This is a genomic window from Tautonia marina (assembly GCF_009177065.1).
Taxonomy (GTDB): Bacteria; Planctomycetota; Planctomycetia; order Isosphaerales; family Isosphaeraceae; genus Tautonia; species Tautonia marina.
Genome location: NZ_WEZF01000008.1, coordinates 237,440 through 259,350, shown reverse-complemented (window position 1 = coordinate 259,350; position 21,911 = coordinate 237,440). Strand labels below are relative to the sequence as shown.

Here is a 21,911-nt window from a genome sequence, read left to right as displayed (position 1 = left end):
GACGGCGACGATGAGTGATTTGGTGGGCCGGGGCCAAGATCCCTTCCGTGTGGATGGCTTTTCCCGCAAGAGTTCCGAGGCAAATAGCCCATGACCCGCGCCGATCGCGCCTGGTTGGCCCTGATGATGGCCGTTGTTCTGGTCTGGCAGGTCCCGCTGTTCAGCCGCACCCGAGCCGGCCAGGATGAGAGCTTCTACGGCGTTCCGGGCATGAGGATCCTGCGGAGCGGCCTTCCCCAGATTCCCTACATCCCGTCGAGGGACCCGGAGACGATCTACTACCATGCCGACGAGATCCTCTACACGCTGCCCCCGCTCGGGTTCTACCTTGAAGCGGCTGTCCACCTGATCCTGGGGGACGGCCTCGCACAGGCCCGCCTGGCGTCGATGATCGCGGGTCTGGTGGCAGTGGTGATCGTCTGTGATCTGACCCGCCGCTGGTCGGGATCGCGGCGCGCGGCCTTGCTGGCGGCGGCGAGTTATCTGTTCTCGCGGGCTTTCCTCTTTCCCGCCACGACGGCCCGGCCCGACATGGCGGCCATTGCCTTCGGGCTGGCGGCCGTCTGGTGGGTCGCCCGAGACGACCGACGCTGGCGAGACGTGGCGCTCGGCGGTGTGATGGCGGGCCTGAGCATGCTTTGCCACCCGCTCGGCCTGGTACCGACGGCGCAGGTCGGGCTGGCCTTGCTCGTGGGTCGACAGCCCTGGCGACGGAGGATTGGCGAGGCGTCGGTCTATTCGGCCGTGGCCCTGGCGGCTTTCGGGCTCTGGCTGCCGATGATCGCGATGCGACCAGACCTGTTCTGGATTCAGTTCGGCGGCAATGTCCTGAATCGCGCGGGGCCGGGGCTGGGAGAGACGATTCTGGGGCTGCCGAGCGTGGTCGCGTTTCAAGCCTGGAATGCCTCGACGCACATCGGCCCGATCCAGGGCGGGCTGTACGGCCTGGCGACGCTCTGGCTGGTGGCCGAGGTCGGCGGGGGGGTGGATCGGGAGCGATGGCGTCGGGTGCTGTTTCATGCGGTGGCGGCGGTGGTGCTGCTGGTGCTGGTCATGGGGCGTCACCATATTCGGAACTACTACGGGTATCCGGCCGCCCTGCTCAGTGTGCCGGTCGGCCTGATGCTCGACCGGGCGGCGTCGAGGCTCGGGGCCTGGGTCGGAACTCGGTGGGCGACGGCGATCGTGGCGGTGGTGCTGGGGCTGGCGATGGTTCCGGGGTCGGGGCTGCGCGTGCTGGGGGCTCATCTCCAGCACTGGACCGACCCCGATTACCGGGTCGGCCCGTTTGTGGACCGGATCGTTGCCGACCTCCCTCCTGAGGCCCTCGTGGCCGTCGATGGGTCGTATGTGCTGGAGTTCTTCCTGCGGGATCGTCCCGTGGTCGAGGCGATCGTCGATCCGTTCTACTTCAACGTGCGGCTCGAACCGTTTGAGTACGCCGTGTTCGGGCCGGTCGGGCTGGAGCAGATTCGGCCGGAAATCGAGGGCCTGGAACGGGTCAGGACTTACGGTGATCCGTCCGACCCGTTCGGACTGTACGCGGAACTCTATCGGCGGGTTCAGACGGATTCGGAGTCGGACGGGCGGTCGGCGTTGTGAGGTTGGATCGGGGCGTGCTGTGCCCAGCGGACGCTTGCTCAGAGCGCCGCGTCGTCGAGCGAGCCGTGCTGGAGGTGGCGGAGCAAGGCTTCGGCGTCGAAGCGGGAGATGCCGAGGGTGGTAGCGAGGGCGAAGTCGTCGAGCCCGGAATCGACTGGCAGGCTTACGCGGGGCAAGAGGCGTCGGAGCCGATCGGGGAGCGGGGGGGCGGGGCATCTGCGGCGATGTTCGGCCCAGGGGTCGCCCAGGCCGACGAATCCGGGGTCGAGCCAGTAGGCGCGGCCCCCTTCGCGGAGCAAGCGGGCGAACCAGGCTTCAAAGCTCGGGGCGATGATCCGGGGGGGCAGGCCGGTCAGGTCGTCTCCAGAGGCGAAGATGGGGGCGTCGCCACAGGGGAGCCAGCGATAGGCCAGGTCGATGCAGATGGTCTCGGCCTCGTTCGGGTTGCCCAGCTCGAACCAGCTCTCGGGCTGGACGATCAGGCCGGGAACGCGGGCGAAGGGGACCATCGGCCCGATGGCACCGATCGGGTGAATCGCTGGGCCGGATTCGGGATAGAAGCCGTCGGAGAGCCGGAGCCAGGCGCGGAGGCCGCGAGGCAGGGCGAACCCGTGGCGGTCTTCCCAGTCGTCGAGCCTGGCCAGGGAGACCGGAGGGCGCAGGGCGGAGGTTCCGCCGCGAATCGCGGCCAGGGCTTGCGGAGTCGGAAGCCAGGAAGACGGCACCCCTGAGGTCCGCGCCCAGCTTCCGACCGCCTCTTCCAGACGGTCTGTCGTTGCGGTGATCGGACTCATGGCAGGGCGGCCTCCGTGACCGGGACCGAGTCAAATTCCGAGGTCACGACCCGACCCAGGAGCGTGACCGCGCTGACCTCCTCGACCACGACCGGCAGCAGATGGCCTGCCTGCCGCAAGTTGCCGGTGAAGACGACGATGCGATCGCAAGAGGTCCGGCCGGTCATCTGTGTGACGCCGACGCCGCTCGGGTCGAGCGCGCCGCGCTTGCCGGCCGCCTTGCTCGGTCCTTCGACCAGGACCTCAACCGTGCGGCCGATCAGGGGGCGGTTGTCTTCGAGGCTGATGGCGTTCTGCAGGGCGAGCAGTTCGAGGTTCCGGCGCTTCTTGACCTCCTCGGGCACGTCGTCGGCGAAGCGATCGTCGGCCTTCGTGCCGGCCCGGGGGCTGTACTTGAAGATAAAGCTGTTCTTGAACCGGGAGCGCTCGACCAGGTCGATCGACTTCTGGAAGCTCTCCTCGGTCTCGCCGCAGAAGCCGACGATGAAGTCGCTGGAGACGGCGCAGTCGGGAATCGTCTCCCGGATGCGGCCCATCATCTCGTCGTACTGGGCCACGGTGTAGAGCCGCTTCATGCGTTTGAGGACCTCGTCACAACCACTCTGCGCCGGAACGTGCAGATAGCGGCTGACTCTCGGCAAATCTCGGACCGCTTGCAGTAGGTCGTCGGTCATGTCGAGCGGAAAGTTGGTGACGAACTTCAGGCGGAGCAGGCCGTCGAGGTCGCTCAGGGAGACGAGCAGGTCGGACAGGCGGGTGGTCCGGCCGTCGCCGTGGCGAAATGTGTAGCTGTTGACCGTCTGGCCGAGCAGGGTGATTTCCTTGACTCCTTGATCGACGAGACGGCGGGCTTCCTCGACGATCAACTCGGGCGGCCGGCCCTGCTCGGGGCCTCGGACGGAGGGGACAATGCAGTAGGTGCAGAACTTGTCGCATCCCATCTGGATGCGGACAAAGGCCTGATGCGGGGTGGCTCCCTGGGGGGTGGGTTCGGGAGCGCGGTCGGGGTCGTAGGTGGGGAAGGTGTCGAGGACTTCGAGCGTCTTGCCAGCGTTGCGGGCCAGGCTGACGGCCATCTGGGGCGTCTGCTCGTTCTGGGCGGTCTGGAGCAGCTCGGAGACGCGGCCGATTTGACCGGGGCCGACGACGAGATCGACGTGAGGGGCGCGCTGAAGGATCTGCTTCTGGTCCTTCTGGGCCATGCAGCCGATGACACCGATCTGGAGGTCGGGCCGACCTTGCTTGAGGTGCTTGATGCGACCCAGGGCGCTGTAGATCTTGTCCTCGGCGTGCTGTCGGACGGAGCAGGTGTTGTAGAGGATCGTATCGGCCTGGTGCAGGTCGTCGGTCAGCTCGTAGCCGTCGCGGCGGAGCTGGGCAACGATCAGTTCGCTGTCCAGCACATTCATCTGGCAGCCAACGGTCTCAATATAGAGCGATTTCCGAGGAGTCGCCGGGTCCGACATCGTCAGGCTCCGGTCCGACGGGCACGACCACCCGGCGGAGTTGCGAAGGGCCAAAGGGCCACCGATCGTTACAACGTCGGCAGTTTTCCCATTCTAACGAACAGTGACGAGGTTTGAAAACGTGGGTCCGCGGTCCTCGAAGGCGTCCGGGCCGGTAAAGGGGCGGGAAGGGGGGAGGCGGGATCGTCCCTGATGGGTAAGGCCGTTCTTCAGCCTTCGGGGAGGTAGTTCACTTTACGAGATGCCTGGATTCCTGACAACCGATTCTTCCGAGGATTCCGGACCGAATTGATCGCCGGGTCGAACGGCGTGGCCTCGGAGGAAGGCATCGACCGGCATCGGCTTCTTGCCGGGGGCCTGGACGAACCAGAGCCGGACGGCCCCCCGGCCGGCGGCGATCACCAGCCCCGCGCCCGATGCCGAGGCGTCGGCGGCGATCACCCGGCCGGGCACCCCCTGCCCCTCGACGACGCTGGAGCGGTGGACGATCAAGCGGACGGGCGTCTTGCCGGGATCGGACGGGTGCCAGTGGGTCGAGGCGGTCGGCCAGGGTTGCATGGCCCGGACGAGGTTGTGGATCTCCTGCGCGGGGCGGGACCAGTCGATGAGCCCATCCTCCTTGCGGAGCTTCGGGGCTTTGGTGGCCTGGGTGTTCTCCTGGGGAATGACCTTGGCAGTGCCGGCGGCGAGGGCGTCGATCGCCTCGACAATTAAGGAGGCACCGAGGCGGGCGAGCCGCTCCTCCAGCTCTCCGGCGGTCTCGTCGCGAGCGATCGGCGTGCGGGCGACGGCGATCATGCCGCCGGCATCGACGCGGGGAGACATGCGGATGACGGTGACGCCGGTTTCCGTCTCCCCGTGCTGGATGGCTCGGGCGACGGGGGCGGCGCCGCGGTACTTGGGGAGGATCGAGCCGTGAAGGTTGATCCCTCCCATCGGTGGCACGCCGAGCAACTCGGCCGAGAGGATCTGCCCGTAAGCGGCCGTGACGAGCAGGTCGGGCCGCATCGACCGGACCAGATCGACCCCTTCGGGAGCGTTGACGTCCTCGGGCTGTTCGACCCGGATGCCCTGGCGGATCGCCTCCTGCTTGATCCGGCTCGGGATCAGCTCTTGCTTGCGTCCCTGGGGGCGGTCGGGCTGCGTGATGAGGGCGACGACCTCGTGCCCGGTCTTGAGCAGGGCCTGGAAGGTCGGCAGGGCGAAATCCTTCGTGCCGAGCATCACGATCCGGACAGAGGGGGCAGGCATGGGGCGAATTCCAAAGGGAGGCGCAACAGGTTTTCGAGCTCAAAGTTACGTCAAGTGCTTCTGGCGAGGATCAGGCGTTCTGGGGGGTTGGGGTGGAGGGCTGGCGATCGGCCTCGGAAAGGACGTCGGGCAGGATGCCGCCATGCTGAGCGAGGGCGGCGAGACGGGCCTGAATCGCGGTGTCGTCGTCGAAGATCCCTTCCGTCTGGGACTTGCGGAACGCGACCTCGATCTCGCGGAGCTTGGCGGAGGTGGCAGCGCGGACCGGGGCATCGAAGCGGTCGGTGATGAGCGTGCCGTCGAGGTGGTCGTTTTCGTGCTGGATGGCCCGAGAGAGCAGGCCGTCGACATCGGCCTCGACCTGGCGGCCGTGCAGGTCGAAGGCCCGGACGCGGATCTTCTTTGAGCGGCGGACCTTGCCGTACAGCGCCGGCAGGCTGAGGCAGCCTTCCTCTTCCTCGACGACCGACTCGCGCTTGAGGATCTCGGGGTTGATGAAGACCTGCTCCTGCTCGGGTTGCTCGGGGTCAGCGGTCAGGTTGAGGATGAAGAACCGCAAGGGCAAGGCGACCTGATTGGCGGCCAGGCCGATCCCCTTGGCCTCGTACATGAGTTCGAACATCCGGCGCACGGTGAGCCGGAACTCATCGTCGATCCGGCGGAGCGGCTGACTCTTGTAGCGGAGGGCCGGGTGGGGGAAGGTCACGATCCGAAGCACGACAGCACTCCCGGGCTTGGCGTGGCGAGGTGGACTTGAGATCCGCACGGCAGGAGGAATCGATCGATTATACGCATCGAGCCGGTACGGTGACCACGGCGTCTCGATGGGCGTGGTCGGCCCCGATTCGGGATCGGTGCGCTGAATGGTGGTTCTCGATCTTGTTTGAAACAGAGACTTTACGTCAATAAATGGGTTCGTTCCGTTGTTCGTCGCGGCCGATTGGCTTCGTTTCGCGCGGGCAATTGGCTTCGTTTCGTACGAGCGATGGGCCGTGTTGGGTTCGAGGGATTGGCTTCGATTGGCGCGGGCAATTGGCTTCGTTTCGCGCAGGACGGGGCGGGGATCGGAGGGAATCAGGAGGATGGGGAATGGATGGGAGCGTGTCTGCATTGGTGGCTGGCTTCGAAGGGTCGAGGTCGAGGAACGCGTGACGATCGGACGACGATAAGATCGGGAAAATCGGCAGGCGTAGTCACTTTGAGTTGAGCAAGGTTTGGCGAGGTCTGCGTGCGATTGGGCCGGAAGCCGGGGCGAGGGTGGCTTGAGGGGGGCCGAGGGAGGGGGAATAATGGGGAGCGGCGGCAAGCGCGGCAGGGATGGGAGCGACGGAAGTCGATGGGGCGCATGATCGAAGTTGAGCGGCTGTCGAAGCGGTACGGCTCAGTGCGGGCGGTCGAGGGGGTGAGCTTCTCGATTGGCCGGGGGGAGATTGTCGGCTTACTTGGCCCGAACGGGGCGGGGAAGTCGACGACGATGAGGATGTTGACGACGTTCCTCATGCCCACGAGCGGCCGGGCGAGGCTGGCCGGGCATGACGTGCTCGATGAGCCGCTGCTGGTGCGCCGGAAGATTGGGTACTTGCCCGAGAGCGTGCCGTTGTATCCGGAGATGAGGGTCCGGGAGTTCCTTCGGTTCCGGGCGTCGCTCAAGGACGTGCCCCGATCGAAGCGACGGGGGGCGATTGACGACGCGATCGAGATGACGGGGTTGGAGGGGGTGTCGCAGCGGGTGGTCGGGAACCTGTCGAAGGGGTATCGGCAGCGGGTGGGATTGGCCGATGCCCTGCTAAGCGACCCGGACATCCTGATCCTCGACGAGCCGACGGCGGGGCTCGACCCGATCCAGATTGGCGAGGTTCGGGATTTGATCCGGGAGTTGGGGAAGCGGCACACGATTTTGTTGAGCACGCACATCTTGCCCGAGGTGGAGATGGTCTGCGGGCGGGTCATTATTATCGCCTCGGGCCGGATCGCGCTGGATGAGCCGCTGGAGCGGTTGCGGTCGGGTCGGTCGGTTGAGGTGGAGGTTCGCGGGCCGGTCGATGCGGTGCGAGGAGCTTTGGAGACGGCTCCGGGGGCCGCTCGGGTGCGAGCAATCGCGGTGGAGGAGGCGGCGAAGGAGGATGCGGGGGTCTGCGCCTTCGAGATCCGGCCGAAGGATGAGGGGGGAATCGAGGAACTCCGGGAACTGATCGCCAAGCGGATCGTCCAAAACGGTTGGGCCGTGCGGCGGTTGGATCTGTCGCGCTCGACGCTCGAAGAACGGTTCGTGCGGGCCGTGCGGGATGCGGTGGTCGTCGATCACGAGGGGGAGGCGGCGTGAGCGATCGGGCAAGGGTTGGGACGCGGACCTCTCACCCCGGCCCTCTCCCCGCTTGCGGGGAGAGGGAGGCGGAACGGCTCGGTGTGATCACCTCCACGGGTGGCCCCGGTTGCTCGCAACCGGGGTCGCGGAGCGACGAGAGGCTGCGCAGGATGCAGGCTCTGCCTCCTGCGGCTGCGCCGCCCCGGTTGCTTGTCAACCGGGGCCACCGTCGGAAGGCGGAAGGGGTTGCTGTCATCGCCTTCCAACCCTTGCTCTCGTGTGCCGGTGAGCCGGTGGCCGAAGGCCGGGTGAGGGGTCCGAAGGCACGATCGCGCGAAGCCTGGTCTGCGAGTCACGAACCTCTCGCCTCTCAGGCGGGAAGAGGGTGGCGAACGGGCGAATCGGTCGATCATGAGAACGCGAGAATGAAATCAAGATCGAACGAACCTGAAGGCGGCGGAAGATTCTGATGCGACACGTTCCCGCACTGGTGAAACGCGAGCTGTCGAGCTACTTCCTGAGGCCGATGGCGTACTTCGTGCTGCTCGGGTTTCAGGTGATCGCGATGCTGGATTACTTCCAGCTCGTGGAATTGCTGAGCGAGCCGAGGGCGGTCCTGTCGTTCTCGGGGCAACTGAACCCGATGAATTATTATGTGGCGGGATCGTGGATGTTCTGGGTGGCGCTCCTGATCGCGGTGCCGGCCCTGACGATGCGCTTGATTGCCGAGGAACGAAGAACGGGCACGATTGAAGGCTTGATGACCGTTCCGGTGACGGAAACCGAGGTGGTGCTGGGCAAGTGGATCGCCGGGGTGGTGATGTATCTGGGATTGCTCGTGCCGTTCGCCATTTATTTGCCGTTTCTGAAGCAAGTGGGCGGCTACGAGCTGGACCCGGAGCCGTTGATCTCGCTGGCGATCGGCCTGACGACGATGGGCATGATGTTCATGAGCATCGGCGTGGCCTTCAGCGCGGCGACGAGAAACCAGGTGGAAGCGGCGGTCGGGACGTTCGTGGTCTTGCTGGCGTTGTTGCTGATTACGGTCGTCAACCAGGTGGTCGGGCCGAGGCCGGGGTGGGCCGAGGCGGTGTCGTTCCTGTCGGTGTACGTGCAGCTCTCGGAGTTCGCCGCGGGGCGGCTCGACCTGCGTGTGGTAGCGCTGCACCTGTCGGTGACGGTGTTTGCCCTGTTCGTTGCGGTCAAGGTGCTCGAAGCCCGCAGGGAGAGCTAACAAGGCGATGAACATGGGCATGGGTGAACGACTTTTCGACCTGCTCGGGCGGGAAGTGGCGGTGGTGGTCGCCCTGGTGGTGGTTGGGGCGATGGCGCTGTACTGGTTCCTGCGAGGGGCCCCGCTCGGTCAGGCGGCCGAGGCGGAGTCGGCCGACGAGGCGCCGCCGCCGCGTTATCGTGATCTGGTGGCCGCGGCCACGACGTTCGGCTTGCTCGGGATTCTGCTGGGGGCGTATGTGGCGGTGCGCTTCGGCGTGCCGCAGTCGATCGCGGTCTTCGCGATGGCGTTTGGCATTCTGATCCTGACGCTGAGGTCGAACCGCCGCTATCGACACGCCAGTCCGAGCCTGCGACGGATGGCCCGGTTTACCGACGCGAGCATGACCGGGGCCTTGCTGGCTGGGGTGTTGATTGTGGGCAACGTGCTGGCGTTTACGTACGGGGGCAGGCCGATCGACCTGTCGCTCGACCGGTCGTACTCGCTCGAATCGTTGACGATCAACCAGCTTCAGGATCTGGACGAGCCGGTGACGTTCACCCTCTTTTTCGGGTCGGGCGAGCGGGTGTTCGGGCAGGTGGACCGCATTCGGCAGCTCCTGAGCCTGTATCAGAAGGAGGCGCCCGACCTCATTACGATCGACACGCTGAATCCCTTTGACGACCCCGAGCGCGCCCGGGAACTGGCCGAACAGGTGCCTGGCCTGGCCCTGACCGAAGGGGGAGGCGTGCTGGTGACCTACGGCGAAGGGGACGAGGCGCGGCGGATCATCGTCCGCAATTCGGACATGTTCGCGGCCGAGGTGCCGGACGATCCGGGGTCGAGCATCGTGGCCGAGACCTCGTTTCTGGGCGAGGCGGCGCTGACGACGGCCCTGATCCGCCTGAAACAGGGGGAACAGCCGATCGTCGCCTTCACGACCGGCCACGGCGAGCCCTCGATCGACGCAATGGACCCGAGACGCCCGGGGCTGGGACAGTTGCGGGCGAGGCTCGAATCGGTGGGCATGAAAGCGGTTTCCTTCAATCCGGCCGGGCAGGTGCCGGAGGGGGCGTCGGTGGTGGTCGTGGCCGCTCCCGAGGAGACCATCGGGCCGGACGTAGTGGCCCGGTTGCGGGGGTTTGCCGACACCGGCGGGCGGATCCTGGTGATGGTCGGCAACACGACGCCGAGCGGCCTGGAACCGTGGCTGGAGGAGTGGGGCGCCGGGATCGAGGCGGGCCGGGTGGTCGATCCGGGCCTGGCCTTCCGGGGTCGGGCCGATTTGCCGCTGGTGCCGATCGAGCCGGGAGCGCGGAACCATCCGATCGTCGCGCCGATCGAGGGACGGATGATCCTGATGCCGCAGGCGGCGCCGATCGCGGTGAAGGCCGGAGCCGACGCGGTCGCGGCGTTCCTGGTGATGCCGCTCTTGCGGACAGGGGGAACGTCGTTCGTCGAATCGACGCCCGAGGCCGGCCCTCCGCAACGTGACGCGGACGAGGACCAGGCGGGGCCGGTGGTGGTGGCCGCGGCAGTGGCCGATCGGCCGAGCCCGACCGAACGCTCGCCGGAACTGACGCCGAGGCTCGTGGTGATCTCCAGCCCGACAGCCGCCGACAACCAGACGGTCGCGGCCGTCGGCGTGGCGAATCTCGATCTGATCGTCAACGCGATCAGTTGGTTGCAGGATCGGCCCGATCTGGTCGGCCTGGCGCCTCGGACCTACGTGGCCCGCGTCTTGAAGGCCGGGCCGAACCTGAGGGCGAAGCTGGTCTTGCTGCCGACCTTGCTGGCCGTTTCGGTGCTGGTGGGCCTGGGGGTGGCAACGTACCTGGCGCGGAGGGAGTGAGAGCGGGTTGCAGGGAAGGCGGATCCCTGAGGGGCTTGGGGACCGCACACAGTGGTCGAGATTGGCGACGCGTTTCGACTCGAATGGACTGGCTGGCTGAGGTGGCGGGATGATGGGCAAACGAGCAACGGTGGTCCTGCTCGTCCTCTTTTTTGGAGGGCTGGGGGCGCTCTGGTGGGCAAAGACGGCAGGTGTGCCGACGGCCGACGAGCGGCGGGCGATGGAAGGCCGCGTCTTGCCGCAGTTGCTCAAGGTGGAGACGACGGAGATTGCCCGGATCGAGGTCGAAGACCCAGGCTCGGGGGATCAGGTTGCGCTGGAACGCCAGGGAGATGACTGGCAGATCGTCGCGCCGATCAATGCCCTGGCCGATCGCCGGAAGGCCGAGGGGCTGCTCAACAACCTGAAGGGGCTTCAAAGCGCTCCCGAGGCGGGCACCCTGGCGGGGGATCCGGAACGGTTCGGACTGGAGCCGCCGGATCGGGTGATTCGGTTGTTTCGATCGGAGGAGCAAGAGCCGATCGCCTCGCTCGCCCTGGGAGACGAACTGGAACGCCTGCGCTACGTGAGGGCCGAAGGGGGGCCGATCACCCTGGCCGATGCGGTTCGCGTCGAACCAAACGCGGTGGACCCCCTGCTCTGGCGTGATCGTGGTCTGTTCGAGATCTTTTCGTATGACGTGAAGGCGATCAATGTGGTCGGCCCGGGTCGGCGGCTGAACGTGGTGTTCGATGGCGGTCGGTGGAGGATTGTCCATCCGTTCCGGGCTCCGGCCAATGCGGAAGCGATCAACGGATTGCTGGCCGATCTGGCCGAGCTGGACGCGATTGCCGGGGCCGAGGGGTTCGCGGCCGAGGATGTGGACGACCTTTCGCCCTATGGTCTTGATCCGGAGAACGCCACCACCATCAGCCTGCTGCCCGCGGGACTGACCGGACCTGCCGAGCCGCAGGTGGCGTATCTCGGGAGTGCCCCGGACGGCCAGGACGACCTGCGCTACGCGAGGCGAGAGGGGCAGGATGACGTGCTGGTGGTTCGCCCCCGGACGGTGGCCGACATTGGTCTGGACCCGCAATCCGTGCGGAGCCGGAAGGTGGTCGATTTCCGGCCGAACGAGGTGCTGGGGATTCGGATCGAGGCCGGAAGCCAGACCTCTCGGCTGGTGAAGGAATCGGACGGCTGGATGGTGCGATCGCCGAGCGAAGGGCCGGCCGATGCGATCGATGTGGCAACCTTGCTGGAAACGCTCGTCGGGTTGGAATCGGCCGAATTCTTCCAGGCGGAAACGGTCCAGAGCGAGCGGTCGGGACTCGATGCGCCGGCGGCGACCGTCTCGGTCTGGCTCGATCGGCCCGAGCCGGGAGACGACGACGGCCCGCTGTTCGAACGATCGGCCAATGCGTCGTTGAAAATCGGTCGATTCGATGCCGGTCGCAAGCTGGTGTACGGCCAACTGGAACGGGATGAGGAGACGGTCCTCGCCTTGCCGGAAACCGTCCTGAAGATCATTCCCGAAGGACGGCTTGCCCTGCGCGATCGGACCCTCGTGCGGCAGGACCCGAGGACCGTCGATCGGATTGAGTTGACCCGAGGGGCGCGATCGCTCGTTCTGGAACGCTCGGCCAGCCCCGGCGCGGGAGGGGGGCAAGGGGTCTGGCAGGTGGTCGAACCGACCGTCGCCCCGGCCGATCGGCTGGCAACGATGATGCTGATTGAAGGGCTGGCCCGTCTGCGTGCCGAGCGTTGGGTGGACGAATCGGAGGACGAGCGTTCGCGTTTTGGACTTGATCAGCCGAACGTCCGGGTGACGTGGGAAAGCGAGTCGGGCGAGCCGGCGGCGCGGACCCTGGTCGTGGGAGCGATGGTGCCGGATCATCCCGAAGAAGCGTACGCGACGATCGACACCGAGCCGGGAATTTTCACGATCGGCCCGAAGCTGCTGGCGGTGCTGGCGGCCGAGTTCCGCGAGCGGCGCTTGCTGGCGTTTCCGGTCGAGCAGGCGGTGCGGATCGCGGTTCGAGGCCCGGACACGGAGGTGGTGTTTGTTCGGGGAGACTCGGGAACCTGGGAGCCCGAGGCGGGAGCGGACGGCTGGCCGGAAGGGTACGACGCCGATCGGGTCGCGGCCCTGGCAGCGAGCCTCTCGGAGCTGACGGCCGATCAGATTGTGCAGGATGAGGGGCCGATGCCCGAAGGGAGCGGGCTCGATGCGCCGGGATTGACCATCGAGGTGCGGCTGGCTGATCCCGAGGGGGTGGCGACGGTTCGGCTCGGATCGGTGGTCAACGGGCTCCGGTTCGCTGCGATGGGGGCCGAAGGCCCTGGCGCGGTGTTCCTGGTTCCGGCCGAGCCGTTCGAGCTGCCGGCGCCCAAGTTGGGCGATCGGACGGATGAACAGCCTTGAGTCGATCGGTCGATCGGCTCGGGCCGTGACGAAATCGCAGTCACCCGGATCAGCATGCGAGCGCATGATGATTCGGGGGGCTGCGTTTTTGGGAATTGAGGGGTAGGCAGTGGATCGGGCGGGGGGTTCGATTATGATGGGGCTCGACTCGGAGAGGAGGGAGTGATCTCCGAATCGGCGAGGGAGACGTTTGGAGCGTCTGCCGGAGTGACGATCGAATCAACGGAGTCAATCGGATCGATGGAGTGTTTGGGACCACAGTGCGCCACCATGTTACTGGAGTGGCTCCGCACGCGAGCCGAGGCGATGCCGGCGGAAGGCGAGGACGTGCCGGGGCGAGTGTCGGCCGATGGTGCGTCGAAGCCGGTGCAAGGCATGCTGTGGTCGAGCGTTTCGTACGATGACGATGCGCCGGCGATCCGGTCGGAGGCGGAACTGGAGGGGGCGTTCGAACACCTCGAATACGCGGTCTTCCGTCGTTTCGAGAATCAACTGACACGGGCCGAACGGGCAAGGCTGGACAACACGATTCGCAACGTCCTGTTCAAGATTGAACGGTACGCGGCTCGACTGGCGGGCGAAATGGGCTCGGCCGTGGAGCGTCGCCGCCGGGTGATCGAGGAGATGGTGGTTGAGGCTCGGGAGAAGGCGGAGCGGTTGCGGCTGCAAGCGCGTCGGGCCGACCTGAAGCTGGCGCAACTGGCGGACCTGACGCCCGAAGGGTTTGAGGAGTTCGTGGCCGAGCTGTTCGAGGCGATCGGCTACACGGTTGATCGGGTGGGAGGCACGGGAGACGAAGGGGTCGATTTGCGTGTGGAGCGCAAGGGGCTTCGAGGGGTCGTCCAGTGCAAATATCATAAAAAAGGGGTGGTCGGTTCTCCCGAGCTTCAGAAATTTCTGGGGACGATTCACCACACATCAAGCCACAAGGGGTTTTTCGTGACCACGCGGACCTTTTCCCTCGCCGCCGAACGGTTTGCCGGCGACCATCCGATCGAGCTGGTGGACGGGCCGAGGCTCGTCGAACTGGTGCGCGAGGCGATGGGTCCGGGGGCAGTCAAGGAGCCCGAGCCGCTCTGGTTCTGACCGGCATTGGGGAGGGTCGGAAAAAAATTCGGCCTGAGTGTCCCGTGGCGGTCTTGACGACGTAGCATACAATGTCGCCTGTACGGACTCGCGAGCCGGGTCTGTTTCTCCCCCCTGGTTGATCGCCTTGAGGCACCCGCCGCGGGCACGACCGGGTCGAACCGAAACCCAAGCGATGGCCCGAACATGACACGATCTGTGGTTCGGGCTGAGGCAGTGGTTGTTCATCTGAGTTGATTGTGTTGGTCGGACCATCGACCGGCACATGCATTGCACCGTTCGGCACCTCGCACACGACCGAATCGAACGGTTCTCAAGAGTCTTGACTGGTGACCGCCTCGCGGCTATTCGTGTCAGAGAGAGACTGGGCACAGGGAGTCTGTGCCGCCGCGAACGTCCCAGCCAAGGAGGGTTATTGATGTCCTGCCCGAGCCAAACGTCCGCCCCCGCGACCGAGTTGAACCTGCCTGCCGAGTTCGAGGACCTGAGCGGTCTGATCGAGGCCGATCTCAAGGCGGTCGCTACCATGCTCACCCGACGCGCTCATGAGCGCCTCTTGCTGACGCGCCGCGAGTACCGCCAACTGCACCGCGACCTGCTCAGCCGCCTCTCCGAATCCGTCAACGAGACGATGGCCCCGCTGACCGCCGAGTGCCGCTAAGGACTCGGTTCGTCGGTGTGGTGTGGATCAGGATGATCGCGCCGAATGAGTGGCTTTGGGGGTTCGAGCAGGGAGGGTAAACCCCGATGGCGCGGATCATCCTCGGTGTAACCGGCTCGGTGGCGGCAATTCGCACGCCGATGCTCCGAGCCGCCCTGAGGGCCGAGGGGCACGAGGTTCGGGTGGTTGCCACGGAACCGGCCTTGAAGTTTTTTGACCCGGCCGAGCTGGGTCCCCCCGACCCGGATGACGCCTTGCGGATGGGCGGCCCGCTCTATCGCGATGCCGACGAGTGGGCCTTCGATCGCTGGAGGCGTGATGATCCGGTGCTGCACATCGAGTTGCGGCGCTGGGCCGAATTGCTGGTGGTCGCACCTTTGGATGCCAATACGCTGGGCAAGTTTGCGCTGGGATTGAGCGATTCGTGCCTGAGTTGCCTGTTCCGGGCCTGGGATTTTGCCCGTCCGGTGGTGCTGGCCCCGGCGATGAATACCTTGATGTGGGAAAGCCCCGTCACCCGTCGTCAATTGCGGCTCTTGCTTGAGGACTGGGGAGACGGCGGCCCCGATCGGGCCTGGACGCTCGACGAGGCCCCTGAGCTTTTCGAGAAACACGCGCCAGGGCTTCGGCTCGTTGGGCCGATTGTCAAACGCCTGGCCTGTGGCGACGAGGGACGCGGCGGCATGGCCGAGGTGTCTGAAGTCGTCGCCGCGGTTCGGATGGCGCTGGTTCGTAACGAACGTGCCGCCGATCCTGGGGGGCCTTTGCCCGATTGAGTGAAGGCTGCCCGTCGATTCGTCGATCAAGCCCCTCTGTCGGAGGTGCGATGGGCCGGGAGGTCCGAGGATCGGATCGAACCCCATCGAACGGCGAGCACGGACGGCTCCTTGAAGGGAAGGGCGAGGTTCACCATGCGAGGCTGGCGAGGCCCGATTGCGGCACTCCTGCTGTTGCTGATGGGCTCGGCACCGGCTGAGGGACAGTATTTCAACCTCACGAACCTCAAGTGGCTCAACCACCGGCTTGCCGGCCACGTCGACGATTACACCCAGAACCACGGCGAAGACCGGCGCATTTTTTCTCCGATTCTCGGCCGATCGCGCGACCTGTACGTCTACACGCCTCCCGGTTACGACCCGAGGCGGCAGTATCCGGTGATCCTCTGGCTGCACATGGGGTATGTGGATGAACACGTGTTCGTCGGCACCCCGGCCCTGCGGCGGCTTGACCGGATGATTCAGCGCGGGGAGATGCCGCCGGTGGTGATTGCCGCCCCCGACGCCACGGCCGACGGCGAGAACCGGACCACGGCGGTTCACTCATTGTTCGTCAATAGTCGGGTCGGACGCTTCGAGGACCACCTGGTCCACGAGGTCCTCCCGTTTGTGATGGCGCACTATTCGATCCGACCGGAACGGGAGGCGCACGGCATTCTTGGCCTCTCAGGCGGTGGGTTCGGCGGGATGAGCATTGCCATCCGACGCCGCGATCTGTTCGGCGCGGTGGCCACGCTGGCCTCGCCAATCAATGTGCGCTACGACGACATCCGGCCGAGCGGGCCCCGGTCGAGCTTCAACCCCGAGACGTACCGGTGGAAGGAATATTACGATCCGGATGAGGTTTACGGCGTCTTTTCATTCGGATTGCGGCGCACGCGAGCGTCCAAATATATCGGGCCGCTGTTCGGCGATGGCCCCGACGTGAACGATCACCTTCGTGCGTTGAATCCGGCCGATTTGCTGTTCACGAGCGGCCTTCAACCGGGCGAACTGGCGATCTTCTGCCACTTCGGCGGGCGGGACAACTGGAACTTCGACGCGCACGCTCTGTCGTTCGCTTGGCTGGCGGCCTCGCAGGGCGTGCATGTCGAGCTGGTGACCGACCCCCTGGCATCGCACAACATCCACTACTTCCGCGAGAACCAGGAAGACGCCTACCGCTTCCTGGGGCGTTATCTGTTGCCCCCGACCGGCCCCTGGATGCTGGCTCCGGGGCCGTGAGGGCGTCGGAGGCGGGCAAGATCAGGGGTGGGCCGTGCGGATCACGGTCGGGACGTGGAGTTGCGCTGACAATCTCGTCCGGAGACTGTCGATTTCAGTGGCGATCTCCTCCCTGTGTTCTCTTTGTATTCGACGTTCGCTTTCGGCCGCTTCGGCTGATTTGATCTTGGCGAGTTGGCCGAGCAGGTGATCCCGTTCCGAGGCGAGCATAGCCTCCTGACGTTCGTGGATCTTCGCGGTTTCCAGGCTGGAGCGTGCCGGGTCCGATTCTTCCGCGGCGTTCAATCGGGCATCGATGGCGATGCGGTCAAGTCTGACCTGGCGAAGTCGTCGGAGACCGTCGAGGAGTTCCGCCTCAAGGACGGGCCGGTTGACCTCGCGCCCGCCGGGTTCGAGGACGAGGCGAGACAAAGGCTCGATCGAGTGATTCTTCGCTTCAAGTCTCGTGGTGGACTGGACAAGCATTCCTTCGAGTGACTGGATACGCTTCTCAATCGCTGCCTGATACTGTTCGACGAGTGTTTGGCAAGCATATCGGACCACGGCGTTGACGACGATCGCACCCTGCGACGGAGGGAGGCCGCGAGAGGAAATCGTGATGATCGAGGCATCCCGGTCGATCTGAAAGTCGAGGTCTTCGGCCAGGGCTGAGACCACGTTCTCCGATTCCTTGACGAAGGGAAGCCTGGCAACCTCGGGGTCCTCGGCGACCTCAAGGAGGACCTTCCGACTTTGCAATCGTGTGACGTAGATGGTCAGATGTCTGTGTGCAGCCGCCTCACGATCTGCCGGGTCCATGGCGCCGATCCAGGTCTGTTTCGGTAGCTGGATCACAGCCGTGGGGCGATCACCCTGCCCGGAACACTCCTTCTGAGCTGCGAACGCATCCCCGGGGTTCAGAACAATTGTGGCGGCAAGCATCAAGAGGGTCATCGACGCACGAAAAATCACACGATTCGGGAGTTGAGTGTTCGATCTCACCAGTCACCTCCGTTGTGGAGTCTAAACTCAAACATGCGGAGAAATGATTGTTCGTAAAGCAAAGATGCTTGAAGGATCGGCTTCATCAGTTCTGAATGAACCTGCCTGGGCCGTTGCTACAAGAACGGCCGGATGATCGAGTGTGATCATGGCGAGATGGAAATTCAAGCATCTCGGCTGGCAGCGTGGCGTCAGGGCGACGACGCCGAGCCCACCGATCGTCCTGCGAGAAGCGCCCCCAGGAGGCAGGGGAGGATGCCCAAGCCCGCGGCGATGGTGCCGGGATCGAGGCTGCCGGCGAGCATGCGGGCGGTGACGGCGGAGAGGAAGACGCCGAGCATCGCGCCGAAGCCGGAGAGGAGGGCGAGGGAGGCGGGGCGATCGTGAGGCCAGAATGCGGCGAGCAGCAGCCAGGTGGAGAGGATGAGGTCGGCGATCAGGAAGGGGTGGACGAAGCGGCCGGCCGCGGCGTTGCCGGCCTGCCAGGCGAGCACGACGAGGGCAAGAATCGCGGCGGTGAGGCGGGCGAGCGTGAGGGGCCTGGGCATGGGGAGGATTCAGCCGTGTTTGGTCTTGTAACCGATCGAGGCGAGGAGAGACTCGACGCGGTCGAGGTGGCTCCCTTGGATCTCGATCGAGCCGTCGTCCTTGACCGTGCCGCCGCCGCCGATGGCGGTTTTGAGCTGAGCGGCCAGCGCGGGCAGGTCGTTGCCGAGCGGATCAAGCCCGCGAACGGTGGTGACGGATTTCCCCTTCGGTCGCTTCTCGACCCGGATGCGGGCGGTCTGGCGACTCGGGTCGATGCGCTCCGGGACGGGAGGCTCGGCGGGAGGGCAGGTGCATTCCGCTTCCAGGGCCCCGCAGCGTTCGCAGCGCGGGGGGCGGTCCCATTGTGTTCCGGCGAAGAGTCGGCCCATGAGAGGAGGGGCTCCGGGAGGAGGGAATGAGGGGAGGAATGAGCCACGGATGAAACACGGATGAAACACGGATGGGAAGACAGATCAAGAGAGAGCAGAGAGAACCGGACAGGAGAAGTCAATTCGATGAGAGAATGGATTCTCTTGATGTAAATCCGTGTTCCATCCGTGTTTCATCCGTGGCTCAAGTTTCTCTTCTATTCTGCGTCCCGGGGATTACTCGGGGACCATGCGGTATCTCGGATAAATGGAGACGCCGAGGTTGCCTCGCTTGGCGTAGAGGAAGGCGAGGTGGTGGTCGAGGTGGCCGACGGAGCTGCGGACGAGGTCGGCCAGGGTGACTCGGCCTCGCTCGGTGTGGTTGCCGGATCGGGCGAAGTCGGATTCGGGGAGCGACCGGAGGATGTGGGCGATCCATCGGCGATTGGCGACGAACATGCTGACGGCTTCCTCGACGGGAAGGGACTGGTAGTCGAGCCGGGCGCACCAGGCGTTCTCGTCGTAGGCCAGCAGGGTCGGAGCGTCCTCGGCAATCACGCGCTTGATGCGGTCGCCGGCGACGAGGTCGCTATCGAGCAGGTGAATGGCCAGCTCGGCGAGGCTCCAGGCGCCGGGGCCGGGCCGGGCGGTTTCCTGCTCTCGGGAGAGGCTGGACATGGCGTAGGCGAGCAAGGGACCACCCTTTTCGTAGTGGTCGATCAAATCGTTCAGCGTCACGATGCGGGCTCCATCAAGCGGGGAGGATTCGGGTCGGCAACGGGGTGGGGTTCAGGGGGCGATCTCTTTGCGCCAGATGGCCAGGCGGGGCTCGGTGTATTCGAGGAACCAGATTTCCTCCTCGACCCCCAGCTCCTCGGCGAAGCGGTGGGCGACGAGGTAATTGACCACCTCCAGCGAGGCGGCGAGGAAATCGGTGCGGGGGTCGAGGGTGTCGATCGGGTTGTGGAAGATGAAGCGGAAGACGAGGACCCGCTCGTCGATCGGGCCGTCGGCCGAGAGGAAGCGGCCGTCCATCTCGTAGATCGAGTAGCCGCGAGACGCCTGGCAGAGGGTGCGGATCCACTGGTGCTCGTCGAAGGCGGGGTCGCGTTGGCGGGCCTCGGCAATCAGGCTGCGGACGAACGGGACGGATCGGATGGCGTCTTCGTTGAACAGGTCTTCGAGCACCTCCTCAATCTTGCCGAAATAGCCTAATTTTTTCGGCAGGATGACCTCGTACATCCGGGCCGGCTTGGGTCCTTCGAGCCGGTAGGCTCCCATCGCGTCCCTCCTATTGTGCCGAATCGGTGACGAGGACGAAGCCGGTCTTTTGTCTCGCCCCACAGTGTACCGATCGGGCCGCAAGGTTCCCAGCAATCGAGGCGAGGGGGTAGAGATCAGGAGGCGATGGGGAGACGAAATTCGGGGGGTGTTGCAAGTGCGATTGATCCGACGGGCGGATCGCACTAGAATGGGCATTGTTCACGTTGTTCATGAAACTACTGAAGATTGACGTCTTTTCACGCAGGAAAGCGGCGATCTCGGAGAGTGTTCGCACCGAAGAGGGATGGAGGGGCCTCGTGAGTACCGGCGGCAACGGCGCACCGAAGCAGAGCAAGGCCGAAACCTTGAAGCTGGAGAGCCAGTACCTGAAGCTCCCGCTGATTGACGAGGTGAATGCCGGAGGCAACTCGATCAGCGAACCGGCGATGCAGGTCTTGAAGTTTCACGGTTCGTATCAGCAAGATGACCGCGATGTTCGGGTGCAACGGCGTCGCGAGAAGCAGGAGGTCGCTTACTCGTTCATGGTCCGGGTCCGGATTCCGGGCGGTCGGATCAACGCGAAGCAGTATCTCGCGTGCGATGAGCTGGCCCGAACCGTTGGGAATGAGACGCTGCGGATCACCACGCGGCAGGAGTTCCAGCTTCACGGCATCTTGAAGCAGGACCTGAAGGCGACCGTTCGCAAGGTGAACGAGACCCTGCTCGACACGCTGGCTGCCTGCGGCGACGTGGAGCGGAACATCTTGAGCTGCCCGGCGCCGTTTCACGGCACCGTCCGCGACCAGATGCAGGAGGATCTGCTGAAGCTGGCCGCGCACCTGAGCCCCCGGGCGACGAGTTACTGGGACATCTGGCTCGACGGCGAGAAGATCGAGAATCCCGACGCGCCGAAGCCTCAGCCGGCCCTCGTGCCGACCCCTGGCGACGACACGGTTGAGCCGATCTACGGCAAGACCTACATGCCCCGGAAGTTCAAGACCGCCTTTGCCCTGCCCGAAGACAATTGCACGGATGTGTACGCCAACGACCTTGGCTACATTGCCGTGGTCGAGAACGGCGAGCTGGTTGGCTACAACATCGTCGTCGGCGGCGGGATGGGCACGACCCCGAGCGCGAAGAAGACGTTCCCGGCGGTGGCGGTCGATCTGTGCTACGTGCCGCGGTCGGAGGTGCTTCGCATTGGCGAGGCGGTGGTGAAGGTTCAGCGCGACTTCGGCGACCGGAGCGACCGCAAGCGGGCCCGCCTGAAGTACGTCATTTACGACTGGGGGATCGACGCCTTCAAGGCGAAGGTTGAAGAATACCTCGGCGAACCGCTGGCCCCCTCGAAGCCGATCACGGTGAACGAGGTGGACGACCACATGGGCTGGCACGAGCAAGGAGACGGGCGCTGGTTCCTCGGCATTCCGGTCGAGAACGGCCGGATCAAGGACGAGGGATCGGTGCGGATGGCCAGCGGCCTGCGGGCCTACTTCGAGAAGTACGGCACCCCGGCTCGGCTGACCTGCTTGCAGTCGATCTTGCTCATCGACATTCCGACGGAGCGCAAGGACGAGGTCAACGCCTGGCTCCAGGAGTACGGGATCGCCTCGGTCGAGCAGACCTCGACCGTCCGACGCTGGGCGATGGCCTGCCCTGCCCTGCCCACCTGCGGCCTGGCCGTGACGGAATCGGAGCGGGTGCTCCCTTCGGTCATGGACCAGTTCGAGGAGGCGATGTCCCGGCTCGGCCTGGAAGGCGAACGCTACGCCGTCCACATGACCGGCTGCCCGAACGGGTGCGCCCGGCCGTATAACTGCGACATCGGCCTGGTGGGCCGGGGGGCCTCGAAGAATCCCGACGGCTCGCCCGGGCCGGGGACGTACACGATTTTCCTCGGCGGTCGGGTGCAAGGGGACCGGCTGAACACGGTCTTCAAGGACTACGTGCCCCTGGAAAAGATCGTCGAGGAACTGGTCCCCGTCTTCTCCCGCTTCAAGGCCGATCGCCAGCCGGGCGAGGCCTTCGGCGACTTCTGCCACCGGGTCGGGGTTGAGACGCTCGCAGCCGAAGAAGAAGAAGCGGCGAAGGCGTGAGACGGAGTGAGTTCGGAGAAGCTCGCGCAGAGCCTTGGAGA

The 21,911-nt window shown here is 65.4% G+C and carries 19 protein-coding genes; 10 read left to right on the top strand and 9 right to left on the bottom strand.

Annotated elements, in window-relative coordinates; all coding sequences use genetic code 11:
- Positions 1-90 precede the first annotated feature (90 nt).
- On the top strand, positions 91-1,602 hold the full coding sequence (locus GA615_RS12140; RefSeq protein ID WP_152051559.1) for an ArnT family glycosyltransferase: 1,512 nt from the start codon (positions 91-93) through the stop codon (positions 1,600-1,602).
- Positions 1,603-1,640: 38 nt separating this feature from the next.
- On the opposite strand, the gene GA615_RS12135 is transcribed toward GA615_RS12140, so the two are convergent.
- The 4 genes from GA615_RS12135 to def all read right to left on the bottom strand — a co-directional run bounded on the left by GA615_RS12135 (position 1,641) and on the right by def (position 5,831).
- On the bottom strand, positions 1,641-2,396 hold the full coding sequence (locus GA615_RS12135; protein WP_152051558.1) for an SMI1/KNR4 family protein: 756 nt from the start codon (positions 2,394-2,396) through the stop codon (positions 1,641-1,643).
- On the bottom strand, positions 2,393-3,862 hold the full coding sequence (gene miaB, locus GA615_RS12130; protein ID WP_152051557.1) for a tRNA (N6-isopentenyl adenosine(37)-C2)-methylthiotransferase MiaB: 1,470 nt from the start codon (positions 3,860-3,862) through the stop codon (positions 2,393-2,395). The genes GA615_RS12135 and miaB overlap by 4 nt, the downstream gene beginning before the upstream one ends.
- A 234-nt stretch (positions 3,863-4,096) precedes the next feature.
- Positions 4,097-5,113 (bottom strand): methionyl-tRNA formyltransferase, encoded by a 1,017-nt coding sequence (gene fmt, locus GA615_RS12125; protein ID WP_152051556.1) that lies wholly within the window; start codon positions 5,111-5,113, stop codon positions 4,097-4,099.
- A 70-nt stretch (positions 5,114-5,183) separates the two neighbouring features.
- A complete protein-coding gene (gene def, locus GA615_RS12120; protein ID WP_152051555.1) occupies positions 5,184-5,831 on the bottom strand; it encodes a peptide deformylase in 648 nt (215 codons plus the stop codon).
- A 618-nt stretch (positions 5,832-6,449) separates the two neighbouring features.
- On the opposite strand from def, the gene GA615_RS12115 reads away from it, so the two are divergent.
- The 8 genes from GA615_RS12115 (at position 6,450) to GA615_RS12080 (ending at position 16,634) form a co-directional block, all read left to right on the top strand.
- The gene (locus tag GA615_RS12115; RefSeq protein WP_235905371.1) at positions 6,450-7,436 is read left to right on the top strand and encodes an ABC transporter ATP-binding protein; all 987 of its coding nucleotides are present in this window, start codon (positions 6,450-6,452) and stop codon (positions 7,434-7,436) included.
- A 451-nt stretch (positions 7,437-7,887) separates the two neighbouring features.
- Complete coding sequence (locus GA615_RS12110) at positions 7,888-8,652, top strand: ABC transporter permease (RefSeq protein WP_152051554.1); 765 nt, start codon at positions 7,888-7,890, stop codon at positions 8,650-8,652.
- A gap of 19 nt (positions 8,653-8,671) precedes the next feature.
- Positions 8,672-10,483, top strand: a complete 1,812-nt coding sequence (locus GA615_RS12105) for a GldG family protein (protein ID WP_152051553.1) — start codon at positions 8,672-8,674, stop codon at positions 10,481-10,483.
- Between the two features lie 109 nt (positions 10,484-10,592).
- Positions 10,593-12,887, top strand: coding sequence for a DUF4340 domain-containing protein (locus GA615_RS12100; protein WP_152051552.1), 2,295 nt, complete (start codon positions 10,593-10,595; stop codon positions 12,885-12,887).
- A gap of 240 nt (positions 12,888-13,127) precedes the next feature.
- Complete coding sequence (locus GA615_RS12095; RefSeq protein ID WP_152051551.1) at positions 13,128-13,973, top strand: restriction endonuclease; 846 nt, start codon at positions 13,128-13,130, stop codon at positions 13,971-13,973.
- 418 nt (positions 13,974-14,391) lie between these two features.
- Complete coding sequence (locus GA615_RS12090) at positions 14,392-14,634, top strand: hypothetical protein (protein ID WP_152051550.1); 243 nt, start codon at positions 14,392-14,394, stop codon at positions 14,632-14,634.
- 86 nt (positions 14,635-14,720) lie between these two features.
- Positions 14,721-15,410 (top strand): flavoprotein, encoded by a 690-nt coding sequence (locus GA615_RS12085; RefSeq protein WP_152051549.1) that lies wholly within the window; start codon positions 14,721-14,723, stop codon positions 15,408-15,410.
- Positions 15,411-15,545: 135 nt separating this feature from the next.
- Positions 15,546-16,634 carry an alpha/beta hydrolase-fold protein gene (locus tag GA615_RS12080; RefSeq protein WP_152051548.1) on the top strand — a complete coding sequence of 363 codons (1,089 nt, stop codon included), beginning with the start codon at positions 15,546-15,548 and terminating at the stop codon, positions 16,632-16,634.
- A gap of 21 nt (positions 16,635-16,655) precedes the next feature.
- Here GA615_RS12080 and GA615_RS12075 read toward each other — a convergent pair whose 3' ends face one another.
- The 5 genes from GA615_RS12075 to GA615_RS12055 form a co-directional block, all read right to left on the bottom strand.
- On the bottom strand, positions 16,656-17,615 hold the full coding sequence (locus GA615_RS12075; RefSeq protein WP_152051547.1) for a hypothetical protein: 960 nt from the start codon (positions 17,613-17,615) through the stop codon (positions 16,656-16,658).
- A gap of 191 nt (positions 17,616-17,806) precedes the next feature.
- Positions 17,807-18,163 carry a hypothetical protein gene (locus GA615_RS12070; protein ID WP_152051546.1) on the bottom strand — a complete coding sequence of 119 codons (357 nt, stop codon included), beginning with the start codon at positions 18,161-18,163 and terminating at the stop codon, positions 17,807-17,809.
- Between the two features lie 9 nt (positions 18,164-18,172).
- The gene (locus GA615_RS12065; RefSeq protein WP_152051545.1) at positions 18,173-18,532 is read right to left on the bottom strand and encodes a translation initiation factor; all 360 of its coding nucleotides are present in this window, start codon (positions 18,530-18,532) and stop codon (positions 18,173-18,175) included.
- Positions 18,533-18,748: 216 nt separating this feature from the next.
- Positions 18,749-19,249: a DinB family protein gene (locus GA615_RS12060; RefSeq protein WP_235905370.1), complete on the bottom strand. Its 501-nt coding sequence runs from the start codon at positions 19,247-19,249 to the stop codon at positions 18,749-18,751.
- Between the two features lie 51 nt (positions 19,250-19,300).
- The gene (locus GA615_RS12055; protein WP_152051544.1) at positions 19,301-19,792 is read right to left on the bottom strand and encodes a hypothetical protein; all 492 of its coding nucleotides are present in this window, start codon (positions 19,790-19,792) and stop codon (positions 19,301-19,303) included.
- Positions 19,793-20,091: 299 nt separating this feature from the next.
- On the opposite strand from GA615_RS12055, the gene GA615_RS12050 reads away from it, so the two are divergent.
- Positions 20,092-21,870, top strand: a complete 1,779-nt coding sequence (locus GA615_RS12050; protein ID WP_235905369.1) for an NADPH-dependent assimilatory sulfite reductase hemoprotein subunit — start codon at positions 20,092-20,094, stop codon at positions 21,868-21,870.
- Positions 21,871-21,911 lie beyond the last annotated feature (41 nt).